Origin of the sequence: Alkalibacillus aidingensis (assembly GCF_014595945.1) — a bacterium.
GTDB classification, from domain to species: domain Bacteria; phylum Bacillota; class Bacilli; order Bacillales; family Alkalibacillaceae; genus Alkalibacillus; species Alkalibacillus aidingensis.
In genome coordinates this window covers 109,981-131,155 of the sequence record NZ_JABXWU010000001.1, presented here as the reverse complement: position 1 = coordinate 131,155, position 21,175 = coordinate 109,981, and the positions used below count along the sequence as shown (strand labels likewise).

Here is a 21,175-nt window from a genome sequence, read left to right as displayed (position 1 = left end):
CGCTCTGTTAAAGTTCGTTGTTGTTATGGTGATTCGCTTTCGGTGGACGCTTTCCGTGGGCACGGCTTCAGCTAACTTGGGAAGAAAAGGCACTTCCCAAGTGGACCTTCAGCTCGTGCTGTTCCCACAGGAGTCGCCACCTTCGCTTTCACCATACAACAACTAATTGCTATTCTTTAAATCAACTACACTAAACTTTAACAGAGACTTAATCAAAAACTGGCCCCATCATTTTGGAGCCAGCCCTCTTAGTTTACATTTCATCTAAAGCTTCAAACTGTGATTTCACTAATCCGTAATACTCTCCCTCTTTTTCCATCAATTCATCATGGTTTCCTTGTTCTAAAATTCTACCGTTTTCTAGGACTATAATATTGTCGGAATCACGAATCGTTGACAATCGGTGAGCAATGATAATGGATGTGCGACCTTTTAAAAGCTTCTTAAGTGCATTTTGAATTTTAACTTCTGTTTCAGTATCAATACTTGCAGTAGCTTCATCCAGGATAATAATTTTCGGGTCAGCTAACAGCGCACGCGCAAACGATAATAGCTGGCGCTCCCCTGCTGATAAGATATTACCTCTTTCTTCTACTTCAGTCTCATAACCGTCAGCTAAACGTTGGATGAAGTCGTCTGCACCAACGATTTTGGCAGCTTCAATGACCTCTTCATCTGCGGCATCAGGTCGACCAAAGCGTATATTCTCCATAATAGTGCCTGAGAAAATAAATGTATCCTGAAGAACCACACTTATTTTTTGGCGTAAGTCATCTAATTTAACATCGCGTAGGTCGTGGCCATCCACCTTGACGGCTCCTTTAGTCGGGTCATAAAAGCGACTGATTAAATTTGCAATCGTGGTTTTACCCGAACCAGTATGACCGACTAATGCTACGGACTGACCTGGTTTCATTTCAAGGGTAATTTCATGTAATGCAATACGTTCCTCATCATAGGCGAATTGTACATGATCAAACTCAATATGCCCTTGAATATCATCTAATGAAATCGCATCTTCCTTCTCTTTTACATTAGGCTGTTCATCTAAAAATTCAAAAATACGTTCAGACGCTGACATCGCCATTAGTAGCTGGTTATACATTTGACCTAATCTAGAGATAGGCTCCCAAAACATTCCAATAAAGAAGGCAAATACGATAAAAGTACCTAATGTAATCGTCTCATTAATAATTAAATATGATCCAAATGATATTAAAATCACCGTACCAATCGCATTACTCATTTCCACAAACGGACGGAACATAGCACTTTTCTTAACGGCAATTTGCCATCTTGAGAAGTTATCTGTGTTCACCCCATCGAAGAACTCTGAATTTTCCTTTTCCTGAGCAAAGGACTGTGTAATACGAATCCCTTGAATACTTTCGTTTAAATGTGAATTCAAGCGAGATTGTTGAATTCGAACATTCTGCCAAGAGCGACGAATATTTTTACGTAATTTAGTTGAAATATAGAACATGATTGGAATAATAATCATGACTGCCAGTGCTAGTTGTGGACTCAAAATGAATAATATCACCATAATACTAATGAGTGTCACAATGTCCATAATTAAATTGATAATACCATTGGTGAATAACTCTTGTAGCGAGTTAATGTCATTCATGATTCTAACGATAATACTTCCTGCCGAACGGTTATCAAAGAATCGATTTGAGAGTCGTTGGACGTGAGCAAATAACGTTCTTCTTAAATCATAAATGACGTTTTGCCCGAGTAGGTTAACAAATTTAATCCGAACCATATTAGCGACGTAACTTAAGGCGTACATAATCGCAATACCTACAATTAACTGGATTAATAAGTTAGCATTATGATTCGCGATCGCAACATCAATCGCCACTCTACCAATAATAATCGGTACAACTAATCGTACAACCGTAGAAATCAACATCGCGATGACTGCGATGGGTAATAGTGTTTTGGCATATGGTTTAACAAACTTTAATAATCTAACAAGCTGTTGCCAGTTAAACGGTTTATCAACTGCAACGTCTACGGTGTAATGAAATCGTTTCAAATGCGGACTCTCAGGTCTCGTCTCTGTTGCCATCATGTTCCCCTCCTTCTATGCATACTGCTTTCCCAAAATGGCTTCTTTATCTTGATATTGGATGTCATATATACGTTGATATGGACCGTTATTTTGAAGTAAGAATTCATGCTTGCCTCGTTCGACAATCTCACCTTCATCTAAAACGATAATCTCATCAGCATGCATTAATGATGAAATTCGATGGGCAATAATAAATGTCGTCCTGTCATGCATCACTTCTTTTAACGCCTCTTGGATCTTAGCTTCTGTCTGCATATCAACTGCAGATGTCGCATCGTCTAACACTAAAATACTTGGGTTAATTAACAATGCACGAGCGATGGAAATTCTCTGCTTTTGACCACCCGACAGACCCATTCCTCGTTCGCCTAAAAGTGTGTCATAGCCATTTGGCATTTCCATAATAAAATCATGTGCCTGCGCTCGTTTAGCCGCATCCATAATGTCATCCATAGATGCTTCAGGGTTTCCATAAGCAATATTTTCTTTAATAGTCGTTGAAAATAAAAATGGTTCCTGTAGGACAAAACCAATTTGTTGACGTAGATCCTTTAAGGAATAGTCATTAATCGACTTGCCGTCAATTAACACATCTCCTTGTTCTGGTTCATAAAATCGAGTCATCAACTGAGTAATACTTGATTTACCAGAACCTGTTGCACCAATTAATCCAATGGTCTTACCTGGAGGTGCATCAAAAGAAATATTTTTAAGGGCTTCATCATCATCTTCAACATATGTTAAAGTTACATCCTTAAATGTCACATGTCCTTTAATTTTCTCACCCTTAGGAGATTTTGAATCTTCAATTTCTAAGTCAGATTCTAATATTTCTAATAAACGCTGTCCTGACGCTTTCGCTTGGGAGAACATATTAACGACGAAACCAAAGTTCATTAGTGGTCCTAAGATATACCATACAAGGCTAAAGAAGGCGAATAACTCACCTACTGCAAGTGTTCCCTGCATCACTAAGTAACCACCATATGTTAATAACGCAACGACAGAAACATTTCCGACAAACTCCATAAACGGAAAGTACTTTGCCCAGATCTTAGCCGTCTTTAAGTAATGATCGCGGTAATTTTCACCTTTCTCCTCGTAGCGACCAATCTCAAAGTCCTCACGCGATAATGATTTAACCGTATTCATGCCTGAGATATTTTCTTGTACACGTGTGTTTAAGCGCCCAAAAGAGCGACGGATACCTAAAAAGGCTGGGTGCACCTGTTTATCAAACATATAAACCGATACAGCTAAAAACGGCATTGACGCCATCGTTACTAAAGCTAATGGCACCGAATAGTAAAACATGACACACAAGCTAACTGTAACTAATGAGAACACCCGTAATAACTCGGCAAATCCAGCTGATAAAAAGAAACGAAAACCTTCAACATCAGCTGTTAAACGGGACATTAGGTCACCTGTTTTAGCATTATCATAATATTTAAATGATAAGCGCTGTAATTTTCTGTATAAGTCATTACGAACTTCATATACGGTCGAGATTCCAAATAACTCCCCTAAATACTGCTGTGTAAAAGTTGTTAAAGCTTTCAATCCCATTAAAAGTAAAAATGTAATCGCAATAATAGGTATGAGTTCATAATTTGCTGGTGTAATCACATCATCTATCGTAATTTGTAACACAATTGGATAAACCACAGTGATCAAAGTTACAAACAACATCGAGATTAATGAAAAAACAAAATACCAGCGATATGGCCAATAATACTTTTTGAGCTTTTTAAATATGTCCAAGCCATCTCCCCCACTTTCTGTTTAGTCAAAAAATTTTGTGCTTTATTAAATATATCGAGTTCCGAAATAAATTTCCACCCTTTTGCACAAATTTTTTGAAAAAATATTTATTTCATAACTTTATAACTAATTCAAAAGGAATACATCGCTTTTAAGATGGAAAATGACTCCGTCTTAAGTCTGAGAACAAAAAACTAGGCACTGATGACTCTTCCATCAACAGTGCCTAGCTTAATCTCAATATGGGTTTACTATTTACCTAATACACGATTAACACGTTTAGTTAACATTTTCATACCACTTCCACCAGCTTGGAAGTGACGTAGGTTACCCTCTGCATCGAAAACGTAATAGGCAGGAACATATTCGTTTTCAAATGCATCTGTTAATTTATGTTCGTTATCAACGAAGATCGGTTGAGTAATTCCATGCTCTTTAGCAACTTCTTCAATTTGATCTAAATCTAAGTCTTTTTCAGAGCGTGGCATATGAACAGCAACAACGTTTAATTCATCAGCATAATCATCTCTAAATTGATTGACCTGTGGCATCGCTTCTTTACACATACCACAGCTAACAGACCAAAAATGAATTAACGTTGGTTTGTCACCAACTAAATCATCACGTGTCACTTCACCATTTAACCACTTCGTCGCTCCTTCAAGCTCAGGCATAGGTGTACGTAGCTTCATCAGTCTACCTCCCTTATTCTCCTAGATGTATGAAAAAGGCCTAACACTGAATCAATGTTAGACCCTTCAGTTTATAAGTACGACACTCTAAACTTATAGAGTTTTTTGACCTGGCTTCCAGTTAGCTGGGCATAGGCCACCAGTTTGAAGTGCTTGTAGTACACGTAGAGTTTCATCTACATCGCGACCTACATCATTATGGAAAACAGTTTGATATTTTAATTCGCCTTCAGGATCAATGATGAAAAGTCCACGAAGAGCAACACCTTCTTCTTCAATTAACACACCATAATCTTTTGATACTTGGTGATTTGTATCAGCAGCAAGTGGATATTGTAATTGTTCAAGACCATTGTCATCACGGCTAGTGTTGATCCATGCTAAGTGTGTATGAATAGTATCAGTTGAAACGCCGATCACTTCAGCGTCTAAGTCTTCAAATTCATCATAACGATCAGACATCGCTGTGATTTCAGTTGGACATACGAAAGTAAAGTCCATTGGATAGAAGAATAATACTGTCCATTTATCATTCTTCATGTTTTCTTCTAAAGAAACCTTACCGAATTCTTTGTTTGCCATTACTGCATCCATTTCAAAACGTGGTGCTTGTTTACCTACCATGCGTTCTGCCATGAAAAATCCCTCCATTATAGTTATTCTTTTTTGCAAAATCATCTTAAATTATAACAAATATAAACAAGCCGTCAACAAGAAAACCTTTTCTATAACTAATGTTCACGCTTTTTTCATTATTTCCAAATAGATCCATTCTTAAACAAGACCGTTTTCCCGATCGACAATCTATTTAGAAAATGAACTTAAACACCCATAGAGAAATAGCTGTGATTTAAATCAGCTAAACTTGGGTATGAATTATGTATAGAAAGGAGACATGATTTGATGCTTACTAACTATTTTAATACAAACAACCTATTAGATTCCATTATTACGATCGGTGGACAAGCTCTCATACTAGTAATCGCCTATATGATTGCTGCTCCCTTGGGTAGAAAAGTAGTTCGCTCGATTATTAACCAGATGGCAAAGCGTCAACAGCTAAGTGAGAATCGAGGGAAAACTTTAGAGAACCTATTAATTAATGTTTTTAATTACACATTGCTATTCTTATTTATCGTCACCTTGCTTGGTGTATTAGGAATACCGATAGGACCATTGCTTGCTGGTGCGGGGATTATTGGATTGGCGATCGGCTTCGGTGCACAAGGTCTTGTGAGTGATGTTGTTACAGGATTCTTTATTTTAATTGAAAAACAATTAGATGTCGACGACTATGTAACAGCTGGAGGCCATGATGGTATTGTTGAAGAATTAGGTTTAAGAACGACCAAATTGAGAGGATTTGATGGCACCCTCCATTACATACCAAACCGTAATATCCAAGTCGTCAACAATCATACTCGTGGAAATATGCGTGCGTTAGTTGATATTAGCATAGGCTATAGCGAGAATATTGATGAGGCTATTAAAGTTTTACAAAATGTGTGTGATGAGTTTGCTAAAAATGATCATCGTATTAAAGATGGACCAAATGTTGTCGGTGTCCAAAGTTTCGGCTCTTCAGATATTGTTTTACGGGTTATCGCCCAAACAGAAAAGATGGAACAATGGGGTGTTGAGCGTGACCTGCGCAAGCAATTTAAAGAAGCATTAGACGAAGCTAACATCGAAATTCCTTTTCCACACCGAGTGATTGTTAACAAGTGATAGTATAAAATCAGGTGTTCTCACATGAACTTTGTTATCGAAACAGGTAGTGTGCAGTATCTTTAACGAGAAAGACGAGTAGTTCGAATACCAGAACGCCGAAATAGGGTGCTGACGGTCGGATGAGCTTAATGAGCGTCGGACTAAGTTTGATAACCGTTGAAACAGAGCTACGATTTCACATTAAATTGAATGATTCAGTAATTATATTAGACGATTCAGCAATAATTGCTCGATTTCAGCATTTAATCTTGCTTATTCAACAAACATTAGAAGCGATTCATTAATCACAACACGAATTCAACATTAGATTTTCCTATTCATTATTTAATCGGTCGATTCATTAATAAATACCTATTTATCCATAATAATGATAATCAACCGACCACTAATCTTTACACTATCACTTGTAAAGGAGTAACTTACTAAACTTAAGCCATTAATCTAGTTTCATAAAACAAAAGAAAACGGGGTGTAAAAATGAAGTACGTGATTATTGGTGGTGATGCTGCAGGTATGAGTGCTGCTATGCAGATCAAGCGCCAAGGAAGTGATGAAGACGAAATCGTTACTTTAGAACGTGGTGAATATTATTCATATGGTCAGTGTGGGCTTCCCTATGTCATTAGTGGACAAGTGGGATCTACTGAGGATGTCATTGCTCGCTCAGTAGAAACATTTCGAGGAAAGTACGGAATTGATGCTCGTGTTAATCATGACGTGACTAAGGTTGACACTGAACAACAAACCGTATTTGGAACTGATTTATCTAGTAATCAGCCCTTTTCCATTAAATACGATAAATTATTAATCGCAACAGGCGTCAGCCCCGTGAAGCCTAATTGGTACGGCACAGACCTAGAAGGAATTTTTTCATTGAAAACTATCCCTGATACTGAGGAGCTTATAGCTTATATCGAACAAAATAATGTCAAACAAGTCACCATTGTCGGTGGTGGTTTTGTTGGCTTAGAGCTAGCAGAAAACTTCAAGGAAATTGGTGTCAACGTTAGAATCATTCAAAGAGGGGACCAACTGATGAATCCATTTGATTTCGATATGGCTGAACTTATTCATGAGGAAGCTGACAAACAAGGTGTCGAAGTCATTTTTGATGAGGCGGTTCAGGGTTTTACAGGAGAACAACATCTATCTACCGTAGTTACCGACAAAAACAAGTATCATACAGATGTAGCGTTAATTAATGTTGGGGTTAGACCTAATACTCAAATGATTGACAAACAGCAATTTTATGTAGGAGAGAAAGACGAGTTATTAGTTAATGCCTACATGGAAACAAACATTCCAAATGTCTACGCAGCAGGAGATTGTGCTAGTCACTATCATATCGTCAAACAAGTCAATGACTTCATTCCACTTGGTACAACCGCCAATAAACAAGGAATGATTGCCGGACTTAACATGGTCAGTCAAACTAAAGCTTTCCAAGGAGTTGTAGGCACATCCATCCTAAAATTTTTAGATCTTGATATAGGTCGAACGGGCTTATCTGAAAAGGAAGCTAAAGCACTTGGTTTATCTTATGAAACAGTCAAACTCCAAACAAATGCAGTTGCAGGATACTATCAAAAAGGTGAAACTCTTACAGTTAAACTAGTTTACGAAAAGGACTCCAAAAGACTCCTTGGTGGACAAGTGATTGGACGCTCTGGTATTGATAAACGTATTGATGTACTTGCAACAGCACTGTATCACAAGATGACAACAGATGAATTACTCAATTTAGACCTATCTTATGCACCACCATATAATGGCGTTTGGGACCCAATTCAACAAGCTGCAAGACGTACCCTATAACAATTTCTTAATGCCTGACGCACTTCATTGTAGAGAATCAGCTAAATTGTGAAAAAATGCGACAAATTTCACATTTTCTCTTGATATTTCACTAAGATCATAGAACAATTGTAGTAAGATAAAAGAATAGAATTTATTAGGGGGATTATGATGGGGAGTAAAAGGTTTAGATTTAGTTTACGTTTGAAATTGGTCGTCTTCACCACAATTTTAGCCATGATTACATATTCTACAAGTGCCATTTTTATCTATGTATTATCAGATTTCATCGTTGATTATATCAACATTTCTGAAATTGTTTTCACTTTGGGAACACTAATTTTAGGTATTATCTGGTCAGGAATTTTAGCTTATTTTGCTGCTAAAATTATTACTAAACCATTAAACAGGCTTGAGAACGTTGCGTCTGAAGCATCTATGGGGAATATTAACCAACAAGTAGAAGTTAAAAAATCTGATGATGAAATTAGAGCACTAAGCCTATCATTTAATAATATGCTCTTAAACCTAAAAGAAATGGTAACAAACATTAATCGTAATTTTAATACGACCAATCAAACGGTTAATCAAATTACAGAAGTGACCGATCACGCAACTGATCAAATCGAACAAATAAAGACTACAATTGAAGATATTTCAGCTGGAGCAGAAAATTCATCTTATGCGATTCAAGGTACAGCTGAGTCAATCGAGAATACAACTACATTAGCAAAGAAAGTTAAAGATCAAGCACAAAGCTCAAAAGACTCTTCACAAATCATGCTAAATACTTTAGATGAAAGTAAAAACATTACTAGCTCCCTAGTATCAGGTATTCAGCACTTAGCCAAACAACAAGAAGAGTCTCTCGAATCTTTTGAGAGATTAGAAGAGAATGCGAATAAAGTTGAGAGAATTATTACCTTAGTTGGAGATATTGCTGAACAGACCAACCTCCTTGCTTTGAATGCATCGATTGAAGCTTCACATGCTGGTGAGCACGGAAAAGGTTTCGCTGTTGTTGCTGAGGAAGTCCGTAAGCTAGCTGATCAAAGTACTAAAGCAGTTGATGACGTTTCAACACTTATTACCAATATCCAAGAGGATGTTAATTCGGTAGTTACACAGATTAATAATCAGGTTAAACAAGCAAATTCAGAAGCTTCCAAAGGCTCTCAAACCAATGATTCAATCGAAAAAATGTCCCATTCTGTCAATGAAGTTGCTGAAGCAGTGACAGAAATTTCATCGTTAGTGGATGATCAGTTACAAACATTAGAAAAAACATCTAATCAATCACAAGAAGTAGCAGCCATTGCCGAAGAAACATCGGCTGGCACTCAAGAAGTCAATGCTACCATTCAAGAGCAAACATCACTCATGACAGATATTAGCCATATGACTCATGAGCTGATTCAGCAAGCTAACGAATTAAATGATCAAATCCAACGCTTTAAACTAAATGAAAATACTACAGAATAACCATTTCTATATTCAAAGAGGCTGCCCTTAAAGTCCATCTATGACTAATAGGGCAGCCTCTTTAACGTTATGAATTTGATCCTCACACTTAACGAACTAAGATTCAATCATCCTGACAACCGCTTCAATACCCACTTCAATCGCATCTTCCTTAGGTTTTAATTGACTGTGATGTAGTCCGTATGGGGAATCTACACCTAGCCAAAACATAAAACCTGGTAGTTCTTTTAACATGTAGCCAAAATCCTCACCTGTCATAGCCTCTTCAGCCTCTACAAACTCAATCTCTGTACCTTCTAAAACGTTTCTGAACTGTTCAACGTACTTACTATCATTGTCGACCATATAATAATTAGCCCCATAGTCAACAGCTGTTCGACAATCGTATCGTTCTTCAATTCCTTTCAAAATCCGTTCAATTGAAGCTTTGATCAACGGCATGGTTTTTGCTTTTGTCGTTCTAATCGTACCTTCTACACGTGCAGTTTCAGGAATAATATTTTGTACAGTTCCAGCCTCCATTTTGCCTAAAGTAACCACTGCGTCTTCTAATGGATTTACCATACGACCGACGACTTGCTGTAGCTGGATATTAAAGGCACTCGCAGCCATCATCATATCTTTTGTTTCATGTGGATAAGCCGCATGACCACCTTGTCCATGAAAGTCAATAAATAATTCACTCGTATTAGCGAATAGTAATCCTTCTTTACTAGCGACAGTACCAACTGGACGTTTGGGGTCAATGTGAAGCGCAAAAATATAATCAATATCGTATTGGTTCATCTCATCACTGGCTAGCATTGGTTGTGCGCCCCCTGGCCCTTCTTCTGCAGGCTGAAAAACAAATAACACATGATTCTCCACTCGCTCCTCAACAACTTGAGTAAGAGCACCTAAAGCAATCGTCATGTGAAAATCATGGCCACAAGCATGCATTCTACCTTCATGTTGTGACGCAAAGTCATAACCTGTTTGCTCATGTATAGGTAGACCGTCAATATCGGCTCGGTAGGTGACTGTCTTCTCCCCTACTGTTCCGTTAACAAATACCAACACTCCTGTCTTCCATGTGGTCACTTCTATATGATTTTGTGGTAATTTTTGAACGTAATCCAATATGTATTGTTGTGTTTTATATTCTTTAAAACCCAACTCTGGAATTTGATGAAGCTCTCGCCTAATTTTGGTCCAATTTGATTCAGTCATGTTTCACTCCCGCTTTCCTGATTTAATACGTATGAATAAAGAGGCTGGGACAAAAGTGTTTTGCTAAAGAATGATCCGAACGAACGACTGGTTCAAACCACCGCTTCGGAAATATACTTCGCTTTCCGCGGGCGGCTCGTGAGCCTCCTCGTGCTAACGCGCTGTGGGGTCTCACCTAGGCCTTTCCTCCCGCAGGAGTCTACGTATATTTCCTACGCTAATCCAGCTTATTGTTCATCTTTAGCATCTTTTCACTTCGTTATGTCCCAGCCTCTTATTAAGTAAAAACATATAAATAACTATTAATTAGTTATCAAGCTTACGTAGCTCTTGTTTAATCTCTGTTTTTGAACGTGTTTGGTCATCAATCTCTTTAATCACTTTAGCTGGTGTACCGGCAACAACTGTGTTTGCTGGAACATCTTCAGTGACGATTGAGCCTGCTGCTACAACCGCTCCTTCACCAACCGTTACGCCTTCAAGAATGACTGCGTTTGCGCCAACTACTGCACCATCTTCAACAACCACAGGCTTAGCAGATGGTGGCTCAATCACACCAGCCAATACAGACCCAGCACCAATGTGACAGTTCTTACCTACTGTAGCACGACCACCTAAGACAACATTCATATCAATCATCGTACCTTCACCAACAACTGCACCAATATTAATGGATGCTCCCATCATGATCACCGCACCGTCACCAATTTCAACTTGGTCGCGAATAATCGCACCTGGTTCAATACGAGCATTAATATTTTTCATGTCTAATAGTGGAATCGCTGAGTTACGGCGATCATTTTCGATCACATAATCCTCAATAGCTGATTCATGCTTTTTGAGTTCTTCTGAAACCACACTCCACTCACCAAAAATCACACCAGCTTGCCCATCAACAAACGCTTGAACATCTTCATGAAAGTCAATCTCACTTAGCTGATCACCTTTCACGTAAACTTTGACAGGTGTTGATTTTTTAGCATTGGAAATAAAATTAATAATTTCATTTGCATCCATCATTTTCATTATTGAAATCCTCCATCTCATGTTTTACCATTTTAATTTAACAAAGTATGCATATATGTTACAAGTAAAATATTATCCTTTGTTTTGTAATCGATAATACTGATTGCGAAATTGTTTTAAAATCTGCCTACGTGTTAGGATCCCTACCATTTGTTGATCAAAATCTACTACACAAATAAATGTATGATCAATTAACACATGTAACGCTTGCTCCATTGAATCATGAAGGTGGAGTGTTGGAATCGATTGGTCCATGACATCTCCTACATTTTTTTCTTCTAATCGTTTTACTTCAATTTCTTCAACACCAAACATTGTTTCTAGAATATTGGATTTGCTTATTATTCCTTGGAAGATCCCGTGGAAATCTAGGACGGGTACAGCGTTATAACCAGTTTTTGTGAGAACTAATAAAGCATGTTCTAATGGATTGTTAACTTGGACGTGTGCTACTTTCTCGGCGTCAATCATCATTTCTTCTACAAGAGTTGTCGATAGATCGAACTCTTTAGTTTCTAACATCTTTGTCCCCCTCACACAACGAAACATTAAAATTGTCTCGCTTCCGTGAACATTTTAACACAAATTCACGTGAATGAGTAATGTTTCACTGCCTTATGATTTACGTTATAATGGATTGAATAGAAAAGAGGTTTGTGTTCTTATGCCATATAATTATTCAAATAAGGAAGAAGCGGTCAATGCACTAACACATGGGCTCGGAGCTTTTCTCAGTATAGCGGGTCTAGTCATCTTGATCGTGTTTTCATCATTAAACGGCAATCCATGGCAAGTGGTCTCCGTTACTATTTATGGAGTAACGATGTTGATGATGTATTTATCATCAACACTTGTTCACAGTTTGCCAAAAGGAAGAGCAAAAGAGTGGTTTTTATTTATAGATCATTCTGCTATTTACTTATTTATAGCTGGTACATATACGCCTATTTTGCTCGTGTTACTACGTGGTCCAGTTGGTTGGACTATGTTTGGGGTCATTTGGGGTGTTGCCATTTTAGGCATTATCTTTAAAGTTTTCTTCGTGAATCGATTTATGATTGTATCAACGTTAATTTATATCTTCTTAGGTTGGTTTATTGTGTTTGTATGGAAACCTTTATCGGCAGAAATGGACTTAATGGGGTTAATCTACTTAATCATAGGTGGTATCCTTTATTCTGTTGGTAGTATCTTTTATATGTGGCGTGGCTTTCCGTATCACCATGCAGTCTGGCACATGTTTGTTGTTGCAGGGAGCGCTTTTCACTTCTTTGCGATTTTGTTTTATGTCGTTTTAGCTTAAGTTTAAGAGGAAAAAAAGAGGCTATGATGGACGACGGCTTGTTAGAGTCATCGCTCAGGAAGACCTAAGTCTCTAGTGGCTGGGATGATTCCGACGTTCACACAATTAAACTGATGAACGCCGGGAACCATCCAATCATCATTCTAGCACTTATAACGACATCCATTTTCTTAAAATGGATATTGATTTAACGACTGCCCACCGTCTAGTGTAATCACTTCACCATTCATATATTTAGCTTTGTCTGACAACATAAAGTAAGCGAGTTCGGCTATTTCTTCCGGTTCACCCAATCTCTCTAACGGAACTGATTTAATGGTTCGCTTCGCCGCTTCTTCTGACTCCCAAAGCTTATCTGCACCACCTGTACGGTCGATCGGACCAGGGGCAATCGCATTGGCTCGTATTCCGTATCGACGCCCCCACTCTACTGCTAAAGTTCTAGTCATTGCTAAAACACCTGCTTTTGCTGAAGCTGAATGAATGACACCCGGTCCAGCATCCCATGCATAAGTGGCGACCATATTAATGATCGTTCCTTTAATTCCATTTGCAATCCAATAGTTGCCAACAGCATGACTACAGTAAAATGTTCCGTTTAAGACAATATCAATTACGGCATTCCATCCATTTGGCGAGAGCTCTTCTGCTGGGACAATAAAATTACCTGCAGCGTTATTAACTAGATAGTCAATCGTGCCAAAATGCTGCGTCACTTCCTCAACCATGCGATGAACATCGTCAATATTTCTTACATCCATGACGACTGTTGCAATATCGTCTGTTGCTACTGGCGTCATTTCTTCTTTAGCATTAAGAAGCTTGTCTTGATTCCTTCCTGTAATGACGACTTTCGCACCTTCTTTTGCAAATTTCTTTGCCATGTGTTTACCCATTCCACTGGAACCACCTGTTACAATAACGACTTTACCTCGCATGTAATCCTCTCCTATTTAGTAAAATTTCGCCCTTATTCATCTTTAATAGTGACTTTTCGTTCTCCATACCCGTTCACTTTAAAATGAATGAATGTTCATTCTTTTATTTTACCTCTAATTATCATTATTTTCAAAAAATATCTTCACTAGTGGTATAACAATTCAATTACGAATACAAAATTAACAACAGTTGCGTTTTAAACCATGCTATAATTCTATTAAACTATATAGTTACAGGTTAGGCTTTAGATACTTAACTATTCCATACATAAAAGGATGAACTTGATGAAGAAGAAAATGACTAGACGATCTTTTTTAAAAAAAGCCACATTAGGAACCTTCGGAGTCATTGGAGCTTCATACGGGGGTTATTATTACGCGCATGATATTGAACCTTTTTGGTTAAAAGCTCACCATGAATCCATTGAATCTTCAAGAATACCCAAGAGTTTTGATGGGTTTAAAATCTTACAATTTACCGATACGCATATCGGTTTTCATTACCGTACAAAGGACTTAAAAAAACTAATTAATGCGATTAATAACCAACAACCAGATTTAGTCGTATTTACTGGAGATTTAATGGATGACCCCTCACTAGTTGCCCATGATAAATATCACGATATTACCGACGAATTAAAGCGTATCAATCCAGAGTTTGGGAAGTATTGGATTTATGGAAACCATGATCACGGCGGGTATGGAACGAATGTCATTCTTAACGTCATGCATGATGCCGGATTTGAGCTTCTTATGAACGACACTGTCACGCTCGAAAAAGAAGGGGAACATATCAATCTTTCTGGTTTAGACGATATTTTACTTGGTAACCCTGATCCTGACTCCCTGCTAACAGAGGATCAAGAAAATGATTTTAATGTTTTATTATGTCATGAACCTGACTATGCTGAAACTATGAAAGATTACCCGTTTGATATTCAGCTTTCTGGACATAGTCATGGAGGGCAAGTTCAAATCCCTTTCTATGGCTATGTGGTAACTCCTGCTTTGGGTAGAAAATATGTAGAAGGTAAACATATACTGGGTTCTCGTCCTATGCAATTGTTTACTTCACGAGGAGTTGGTACTACCCGTTTACCTTTTCGCTTTATGTGTAGACCGGAAATCAACATCTTTACACTACGAGCTGATAGCTAAATACTGTTTGTCAATAAATTGTTAAATAACCAGTCGCTAAACGTTCCTTTAACGATTTTAAACGTGTTAGAATAAGAATCAACCAAACATTGGAGTTGATCTTTTATGTTATATCGTCATAAACATGTGATTTGGCTAATTGGGATCACGGGCTTACTGCTTATCTTAAGTGGTTGTAATTCACAAGACATTGAACAAGAACTTCAAGTTGATGTCGAATCCTTCGAATACATGAATCAAGATGAAGAAATGGTTTCATTAGAGGATTTAAAAGGAGATTATTGGGTGGCTAACTTTATTTTCACCAACTGTGAAACGGTATGTCCACCGATGACATCCAACATGGCCAATCTACAAGATGAAGCTGATGAATTAGGCTTAGATGTTCGTTTTGTTTCTTTCTCTGTGGACCCTGAACTTGACGACCCGGAAACTCTACGAGAGTTCGCTGACCAATTTGAAGCCGATTATTCAAACTGGGACTTCCTTACGGGGTATTCTCAAGAAGAGATTGAAAGTTTTGCTGCTAACTCTTTTAAAACTCTTGTCACAAAAGTAGATGGAGAAGATCAGGTCAATCATGGAACTACGTTTTTTATCGTTGACCCAGAAGGAACAGCAATCCATAACTTCTCTGGCACTCAACTAGATGAAATGGATCAAATCATTGACCATTTAGAATACTACTTAAACTAAAAAAGGTTGGATTCAAACAACATTGAATCCAACCTTTTTCTATGTTACCTCTATTCTCTATCGCTAGTCATTACGTATAATTAGATAGACAATTAAGCCCATCACCGGGAAGAAAAGTGTTCCAATCAATACAATGATTGCATACTCCTTACTCTTTCCCTTCTCAATCGAATCACGATAAGCCCATACACTAGTCATAATGTTTAAAATAAAAATGAACAGGCCAAAAATCAAGAACATAAAAATAACTTCCATGTCGTCTCCCCCTCACTATTCTTTTTCTATTGTATGATAGTTTGGGGGTTACATGAAGTACTTAAGCCACACTTTTTGTCTTAAGATGTCGTATTTCTGTTCCGAATAATTTGTGATAAACTTCTAGATAGTGAATAACCGACCAATATTAGGCCAAATGAGGAAAAAGCGACAGACAAGCTGATCACTAATTGCTTCATTCCATCTTTACTATGAACTAATTCATGACCAGTTATATGTAAATATCCGACGATGACAAAAAATAAAGTCGAAGTTGTTAACCAATACAAAATTGCGTGAAGACAATTTTTTCTAATCCATAATTTTATAACTGGTTTCAATAAAAAATATAGACAAACCATCATGATCAAAAATAAACTGATAAATAACCAGTTCATGGCTATTAAGTGAATGACTTGATCCATACCCATCACCCTCCTGATTCCATTATCAACTGAATGCCAACTATTTAAACACAAAATAGTCAAATAACATAATATTTTGAAAAGTAATCTATAAGAAAGAAAGAAAGGTGTCAACATGGAACAATTGATAAACAGAAACGTAAAGGACATTGAAATATCAGGTATTCGTAAATTCTTTAATCTCGTATCTACTAAGGAAGATATCATTTCTCTTACGATTGGCCAACCGGACTTCCATACACCAGATCACATCAAAGAATCAACTAAACAAGCTATTGATGAAAATCAAACCGTATACACACCTAATGCTGGGATCCTCGAACTACGACAAGCTATTCAGTCGTTTACAAACGAAAAATACGGCCTATCTTATGACCCAGAAAATGAAATCATCGTAACAGTTGGAGCTTCACAAGCAATCGATATCACACTACGAACGATTATTAACCCTGGAGATGAGGTGTTATTACCAGGCCCTGTCTATCCAGGATACGAACCACTTATTCAATTAGCTGGTGGAACTCCAATTCATATTGATACACGCGAACATGATTTTAAATTAACAGCTGATTTAATTAAATCTCACATGAATGAAAAAACCAAATGTGTCATTCTCCCTTATCCTTCAAACCCTACCGGAGTGACACTTTCTAAAGAAGAATTAATGGAAATTGCTCAATTATTAAAAGACGAGCCTATCTTTATCTTGGCAGATGAAATCTATAGCGAATTAACCTATAGTCAAGACCATGTATCAATTGCCAGCTTCGATGAAGTGAGGAAGCAAACCATCGTCATCCAAGGAGTTTCTAAATCACACTCTATGACAGGATTTAGAATTGGCTACCTACTAGCAGACCGTTCGATTCGAAAGCACATTCTTAAGGTTCATCAGTACAACGTTTCCTGTGCAACTTCGATTAGTCAATATGCTGCACTAGCTGCTTTAACAACAGGAAAGAATGACAGTCAGAAAATGCGCGATGCTTATCAGGAAAGGCGTGATTATGTATTAAATAGGCTATCAAAGATGGGGCTTGAAGTCGTTAGTCCAGACGGTGCTTTTTATGTATTTCCTAAATTATCAATTCCAAACTATAGTTCTTTTGAAGTTGGACTAAAATTAGTTGATGAGGTTGGTTTAGCATTAGTTCCTGGAGATGCCTTTTCTGAATATGGACAGGGATATATGCGTCTTTCATACGCTTACAACATGTCCATTTTAGAAGAAGGATTAAATCGATTGGAGAGGTTTTTGAAATAAACCAGTGAACGACTAACCACTTAACTACACTTGCAGAGGGGTAAAAAAGACCGTCTTTGGCTTAAGACGGTCTTTCTTTATCATTATAATATTACTGATCATAATCAGCTTTTAATTTTAAATACTCATTAATCAACTTATCAAGCTCTTGTGAAGTCTTGACCGATTCTTGGCTGGTATAACCTTTATCCGATGCAACGTCAATCATTTCTTTACGTAAACGCTCAATCTCGATCTCTAATTTCTCTAATTGAGTTTGTACCTTCACTAATTTTCCTCCTAAATAAAAAAACGTAGGCCTGAATTAAATATTTTATTCGTAAAATCTTATGATGTCAAAACATCCTATGTTAATTTAGGAAAATCATATACTGTTTTCAAGAAGCCTAGTTCTTGTTGTGTCTAATAATACCATCATACCCATTTTTTCAAGGCATCAAACCTAGGATTATATTTTTTCACCGTGTGTTAAAAATTATGGTACGATATATATAAGTAATGAAGGAAAGGAAGAGCCCCGTTGAAAAGAGAAATATGGGAATGGACAAAGGCTATACTAATCGCTTTAATTATCGCTTTTATATTACGAACTTATATTTTTGCTACCTCTGTAGTCGAAGGGGCAAGTATGGATCCAACTTTAGAAAGTGGAGAGCGTGTTATTTTTAATAAAGCTGTTTACTTACTTGATTCACCAGATCGAGGGGATATTGTCATTATTCAACACCCGAATAAAAATTATGTCAAACGTGTGATCGGATTACCTAATGAAACAGTAGAAATCAGAGATGACGTTCTGTATATTAATGGAGAACGTTTTGAAGAAGAATATCTTGAGGAAGTAGACATTGATGGAACAGGAAATCACGGCCCCATGGAAATTCCTGATGACCAATATTTTGTTATGGGAGACAATCGGTCAATCAGTAAAGATAGTCGTAACGGGTTAGGTATGATTCATGAAGATGATATCATCGGCCGCTCAGAAGTAATCATTTTCCCTTTTACGAATATATCTATAACTAGGTAAAATCACCGAATTTAACCCACCATTGACGTATCGTACATAACAATGGTGGGTCTATTTATTTATTGATTAAGTATGCTGGTATTTTAGTAATTGATTCATTGAGTTCCTCTAGTTTCTTTTCTATTCGATGTAACAAATAGAACGTCACAAGAATAGGAAAGCCAACATCAGGAATCCAATTAATCCATGACTCCATCGTTATACTCCTTTCTGATTTTAAAGAAGATGACCCATTGGGATGAGTCATCTTCTTATGGATTTACATCTCTAAAGTAACATCTTCAACTGTTCGCTCAACTACCTGAGCATGAGAAATTTCAGTAATCGATTGATCATTTGATGTAAACACATCTTCAGCTACAATTTTATCCATGACTTGTTTAACTTGTTCTGGGTCCACAGGATATTTAGGATCATCCATACTAATCGTAACCAATCGACCATCTTCATTTCTGAATTTCATTTCAAGTCGCTTTGACATTCAATCTACCTCCTTTTTATTGGTTATTTAATAACAGTGACTGATCATTTCGAAATGCTTCTTTTAATTCAGCATCTCTTAGTGAAGCAAGAGCTAAAGCAACCTCATTAAGAGGGGTTGTTTCTACATCAGGCTTAATATTGTTGTAATTCTTTCGTGCTAGAATCTCTCCTCCATCATTATCAAACCCGATTACAAAAACTAATTGCAGTTGACTATCTATTGTTTGTTCAATTGCCATGTCGCCAACCTCCTTTCAATTCTATAATCGTTCAAAAATAAAAAAAGTGTGAAATGTTATGAAACATTTCACACTTTTCCTTCGTCTAATAAATAGTTACATAATTTAATCTTTAGCGTTATCAAAACAGCAAAAACCAATATAAGTCACCACAATACCTAAAGAAATAATTCCTAAAATAGTATCCATTGCTTCCATGGTGGCTGCACCTCCTGATTCACTTACATCATGCGTTTAGGTTTATTTTAACAAAAAATGTGGTATTTGAGTATTATTATATCTATTTTTATGATATTTCATAAGTTATTCACAAAGTTCGCTATTTCGGAGGTATGCTCCAAAATTATACAAAATTATTACAAAATAAACAGCTAATCTTTCCATCAAATATGTTAAAATTTATTAGGTAATAAGAAAGGAAACACTATAGGTGATCAAAATGATGTACTGTCCAAAATGTGGAGCAAAAACAAAACATGATGAAGCATACTGCGTTGTTTGTGGTGCGCAGCTTCCAAAAGACTTAGAAGAACGCACTCAGAATATTGATGGTTTTAACCGTTGGTGGTTAGCTCCTATTATCACTTTTGCCTGTATTCTGTTATTAGGAATTGGTCTTCATTTTTATTTAGAATATAACAATTCTAAAGCAATTGAGGCATATGAAACAGGGGTTGAATATGCGTTAGAAGGTCAATATAAGCGTGCGCAGGACCATTTCGAAGAAGCTTTAACATACAATAGTAACCTTGAAGTAGCTTCAACTAATGTTGATTTCATGGATATTGCTCTTGAAATTAATGATCAACTTCAAGACATTGATACGTTAATCGAACAAGGTGCTTTCCAACAGGCCATGCAAATCACACAAGAATCGGAAAATCGGCTTAGTAACTATAACGGAGAAATTATCAATCAACTCCTCGATTCCATTATTGATAAACGAAACCAAGTTCGATTAAGCCAAGTTAAACAACGGATTGAAGAGGATCCTCCAATTGAGGAGCTTAAGATCCTATTATGGCAACTTGACTCAGTTGATCATGACGAAGCAGAAGAATTAAGGGAAATGATGCGTAATCGTATTATCAACTATACGGTATCTGAGGCCAACGAAATGTTGCAAGATCACCAATTCTCTACTGCTAAGGCTATTGTTGATGATGGCTTACGGATTGACCCTGAAAATGAGCGATTAACTAGTTTAAAGACAACTATCGAAAAACAACGAATCGACTTTGAAACGCAACAACGTGAAATAATTGAGCAAGCCATGTCTCAATACGAATTAGAACAAGAACAAAACGAAAATCATGCAGTAGAATTGTTAGACGTTGAAGTTGATGTAAACGAATTCGATGAAGTTATTGTCGCTGGTGAACTGAAAAGTGTTGCAACAGTACCAATCCACTCCATTAGAATTCAATATAGTCTTTTTGATGAGGATGAAGAATTGGTTACAGAAAATGAAACCTACTTATTCCCTGATACATTGTACCCTGATGAAGTTGGGGAGTTTGAACATACACACTATGATATTCCTGAAAACGTAACAATTAATATTGATCAAATTACATGGTACTTAGAAAATGAAAATGAATAGAGG

General features: G+C 37.1%; 24 protein-coding genes. 10 read left to right on the top strand and 14 right to left on the bottom strand.

Features of this window, described 5'->3' with window-relative positions; all coding sequences use genetic code 11:
• Positions 1-253: 253 nt before the first annotated feature.
• The 4 genes from HWQ49_RS00680 to HWQ49_RS00665 form a co-directional block, all read right to left on the bottom strand.
• Positions 254-2,077, bottom strand: coding sequence for an ABC transporter ATP-binding protein (locus HWQ49_RS00680; protein ID WP_188205648.1), 1,824 nt, complete (start codon positions 2,075-2,077; stop codon positions 254-256).
• Positions 2,078-2,092: 15 nt separating this feature from the next.
• Positions 2,093-3,844, bottom strand: coding sequence for an ABC transporter ATP-binding protein (locus HWQ49_RS00675; RefSeq protein ID WP_188205647.1), 1,752 nt, complete (start codon positions 3,842-3,844; stop codon positions 2,093-2,095).
• A 251-nt stretch (positions 3,845-4,095) separates the two neighbouring features.
• Complete coding sequence (locus HWQ49_RS00670) at positions 4,096-4,536, bottom strand: TlpA family protein disulfide reductase (protein WP_188205646.1); 441 nt, start codon at positions 4,534-4,536, stop codon at positions 4,096-4,098.
• Between the two features lie 93 nt (positions 4,537-4,629).
• Complete coding sequence (locus tag HWQ49_RS00665) at positions 4,630-5,172, bottom strand: peroxiredoxin (RefSeq protein WP_188205645.1); 543 nt, start codon at positions 5,170-5,172, stop codon at positions 4,630-4,632.
• 267 nt (positions 5,173-5,439) lie between these two features.
• Here HWQ49_RS00665 and HWQ49_RS00660 point away from each other — a divergent pair, with 267 nt between their 5' ends.
• From HWQ49_RS00660 to HWQ49_RS00645, 4 genes are all read left to right on the top strand, one after another.
• Positions 5,440-6,264 carry a mechanosensitive ion channel family protein gene (locus HWQ49_RS00660; RefSeq protein WP_188205644.1) on the top strand — a complete coding sequence of 275 codons (825 nt, stop codon included), beginning with the start codon at positions 5,440-5,442 and terminating at the stop codon, positions 6,262-6,264.
• Between the two features lie 131 nt (positions 6,265-6,395).
• Positions 6,396-6,551 carry a hypothetical protein gene (locus HWQ49_RS00655; protein ID WP_188205643.1) on the top strand — a complete coding sequence of 52 codons (156 nt, stop codon included), beginning with the start codon at positions 6,396-6,398 and terminating at the stop codon, positions 6,549-6,551.
• Between the two features lie 193 nt (positions 6,552-6,744).
• Entirely contained in the window at positions 6,745-8,082 is a 1,338-nt protein-coding gene (locus HWQ49_RS00650; protein WP_188205642.1) for an FAD-dependent oxidoreductase, read from the top strand.
• Between the two features lie 147 nt (positions 8,083-8,229).
• Positions 8,230-9,543 (top strand): methyl-accepting chemotaxis protein, encoded by a 1,314-nt coding sequence (locus tag HWQ49_RS00645; protein WP_188205641.1) that lies wholly within the window; start codon positions 8,230-8,232, stop codon positions 9,541-9,543.
• A 96-nt stretch (positions 9,544-9,639) separates the two neighbouring features.
• On the opposite strand, the gene HWQ49_RS00640 is transcribed toward HWQ49_RS00645, so the two are convergent.
• The 3 genes from HWQ49_RS00640 to cbpB form a co-directional block, all read right to left on the bottom strand.
• A complete protein-coding gene (locus HWQ49_RS00640; RefSeq protein WP_188205640.1) occupies positions 9,640-10,752 on the bottom strand; it encodes an N-acetyldiaminopimelate deacetylase in 1,113 nt (370 codons plus the stop codon).
• 306 nt (positions 10,753-11,058) lie between these two features.
• Entirely contained in the window at positions 11,059-11,778 is a 720-nt protein-coding gene (dapD, locus tag HWQ49_RS00635) for a 2,3,4,5-tetrahydropyridine-2,6-dicarboxylate N-acetyltransferase (RefSeq protein WP_188205639.1), read from the bottom strand.
• Positions 11,779-11,850: 72 nt separating this feature from the next.
• On the bottom strand, positions 11,851-12,300 hold the full coding sequence (cbpB, locus tag HWQ49_RS00630; RefSeq protein ID WP_188205638.1) for a cyclic-di-AMP-binding protein CbpB: 450 nt from the start codon (positions 12,298-12,300) through the stop codon (positions 11,851-11,853).
• A gap of 142 nt (positions 12,301-12,442) precedes the next feature.
• Here cbpB and trhA point away from each other — a divergent pair, with 142 nt between their 5' ends.
• On the top strand, positions 12,443-13,081 hold the full coding sequence (trhA, locus tag HWQ49_RS00625) for a PAQR family membrane homeostasis protein TrhA (RefSeq protein WP_188205637.1): 639 nt from the start codon (positions 12,443-12,445) through the stop codon (positions 13,079-13,081).
• Positions 13,082-13,251: 170 nt separating this feature from the next.
• Here the strand turns inward: trhA and fadH are convergent, their stop codons facing one another.
• Positions 13,252-14,019 (bottom strand): 2,4-dienoyl-CoA reductase, encoded by a 768-nt coding sequence (fadH, locus tag HWQ49_RS00620; RefSeq protein WP_188205636.1) that lies wholly within the window; start codon positions 14,017-14,019, stop codon positions 13,252-13,254.
• Positions 14,020-14,304: 285 nt separating this feature from the next.
• Here fadH and HWQ49_RS00615 point away from each other — a divergent pair, with 285 nt between their 5' ends.
• Positions 14,305-15,177, top strand: a complete 873-nt coding sequence (locus HWQ49_RS00615) for a metallophosphoesterase (RefSeq protein WP_223154913.1) — start codon at positions 14,305-14,307, stop codon at positions 15,175-15,177.
• 105 nt (positions 15,178-15,282) lie between these two features.
• Positions 15,283-15,873: an SCO family protein gene (locus HWQ49_RS00610; protein WP_188205635.1), complete on the top strand. Its 591-nt coding sequence runs from the start codon at positions 15,283-15,285 to the stop codon at positions 15,871-15,873.
• A gap of 63 nt (positions 15,874-15,936) precedes the next feature.
• Here the strand turns inward: HWQ49_RS00610 and HWQ49_RS00605 are convergent, their stop codons facing one another.
• The gene (locus HWQ49_RS00605) at positions 15,937-16,128 is read right to left on the bottom strand and encodes a PLDc N-terminal domain-containing protein (RefSeq protein ID WP_188205634.1); all 192 of its coding nucleotides are present in this window, start codon (positions 16,126-16,128) and stop codon (positions 15,937-15,939) included.
• A gap of 80 nt (positions 16,129-16,208) precedes the next feature.
• A complete protein-coding gene (locus HWQ49_RS00600) occupies positions 16,209-16,553 on the bottom strand; it encodes a hypothetical protein (RefSeq protein ID WP_188205633.1) in 345 nt (114 codons plus the stop codon).
• Between the two features lie 115 nt (positions 16,554-16,668).
• Here HWQ49_RS00600 and HWQ49_RS00595 point away from each other — a divergent pair, with 115 nt between their 5' ends.
• Entirely contained in the window at positions 16,669-17,817 is a 1,149-nt protein-coding gene (locus HWQ49_RS00595; protein ID WP_188205632.1) for an aminotransferase A, read from the top strand.
• 91 nt (positions 17,818-17,908) lie between these two features.
• On the opposite strand, the gene HWQ49_RS00590 is transcribed toward HWQ49_RS00595, so the two are convergent.
• Positions 17,909-18,085 carry a Spo0E family sporulation regulatory protein-aspartic acid phosphatase gene (locus tag HWQ49_RS00590; protein ID WP_188205631.1) on the bottom strand — a complete coding sequence of 59 codons (177 nt, stop codon included), beginning with the start codon at positions 18,083-18,085 and terminating at the stop codon, positions 17,909-17,911.
• Between the two features lie 252 nt (positions 18,086-18,337).
• On the opposite strand from HWQ49_RS00590, the gene lepB reads away from it, so the two are divergent.
• Positions 18,338-18,847, top strand: a complete 510-nt coding sequence (gene lepB / locus HWQ49_RS00585; protein WP_188205630.1) for a signal peptidase I — start codon at positions 18,338-18,340, stop codon at positions 18,845-18,847.
• 55 nt (positions 18,848-18,902) lie between these two features.
• On the opposite strand, the gene HWQ49_RS00580 is transcribed toward lepB, so the two are convergent.
• The 3 genes from HWQ49_RS00580 to HWQ49_RS00570 all read right to left on the bottom strand — a co-directional run bounded on the left by HWQ49_RS00580 (position 18,903) and on the right by HWQ49_RS00570 (position 19,569).
• Positions 18,903-19,043 (bottom strand): YvrJ family protein, encoded by a 141-nt coding sequence (locus HWQ49_RS00580; RefSeq protein ID WP_188205629.1) that lies wholly within the window; start codon positions 19,041-19,043, stop codon positions 18,903-18,905.
• A gap of 63 nt (positions 19,044-19,106) precedes the next feature.
• Positions 19,107-19,328, bottom strand: a complete 222-nt coding sequence (locus HWQ49_RS00575) for a DUF2922 domain-containing protein (RefSeq protein ID WP_188205628.1) — start codon at positions 19,326-19,328, stop codon at positions 19,107-19,109.
• A 16-nt stretch (positions 19,329-19,344) separates the two neighbouring features.
• Positions 19,345-19,569: a DUF1659 domain-containing protein gene (locus HWQ49_RS00570; protein ID WP_188205627.1), complete on the bottom strand. Its 225-nt coding sequence runs from the start codon at positions 19,567-19,569 to the stop codon at positions 19,345-19,347.
• A 439-nt stretch (positions 19,570-20,008) separates the two neighbouring features.
• Between HWQ49_RS00570 and HWQ49_RS00565 the strand changes: the two genes are divergently transcribed.
• Entirely contained in the window at positions 20,009-21,172 is a 1,164-nt protein-coding gene (locus HWQ49_RS00565) for a zinc ribbon domain-containing protein (RefSeq protein WP_188205626.1), read from the top strand.
• The last annotated feature ends 3 nt before the right edge of the window (positions 21,173-21,175 follow it).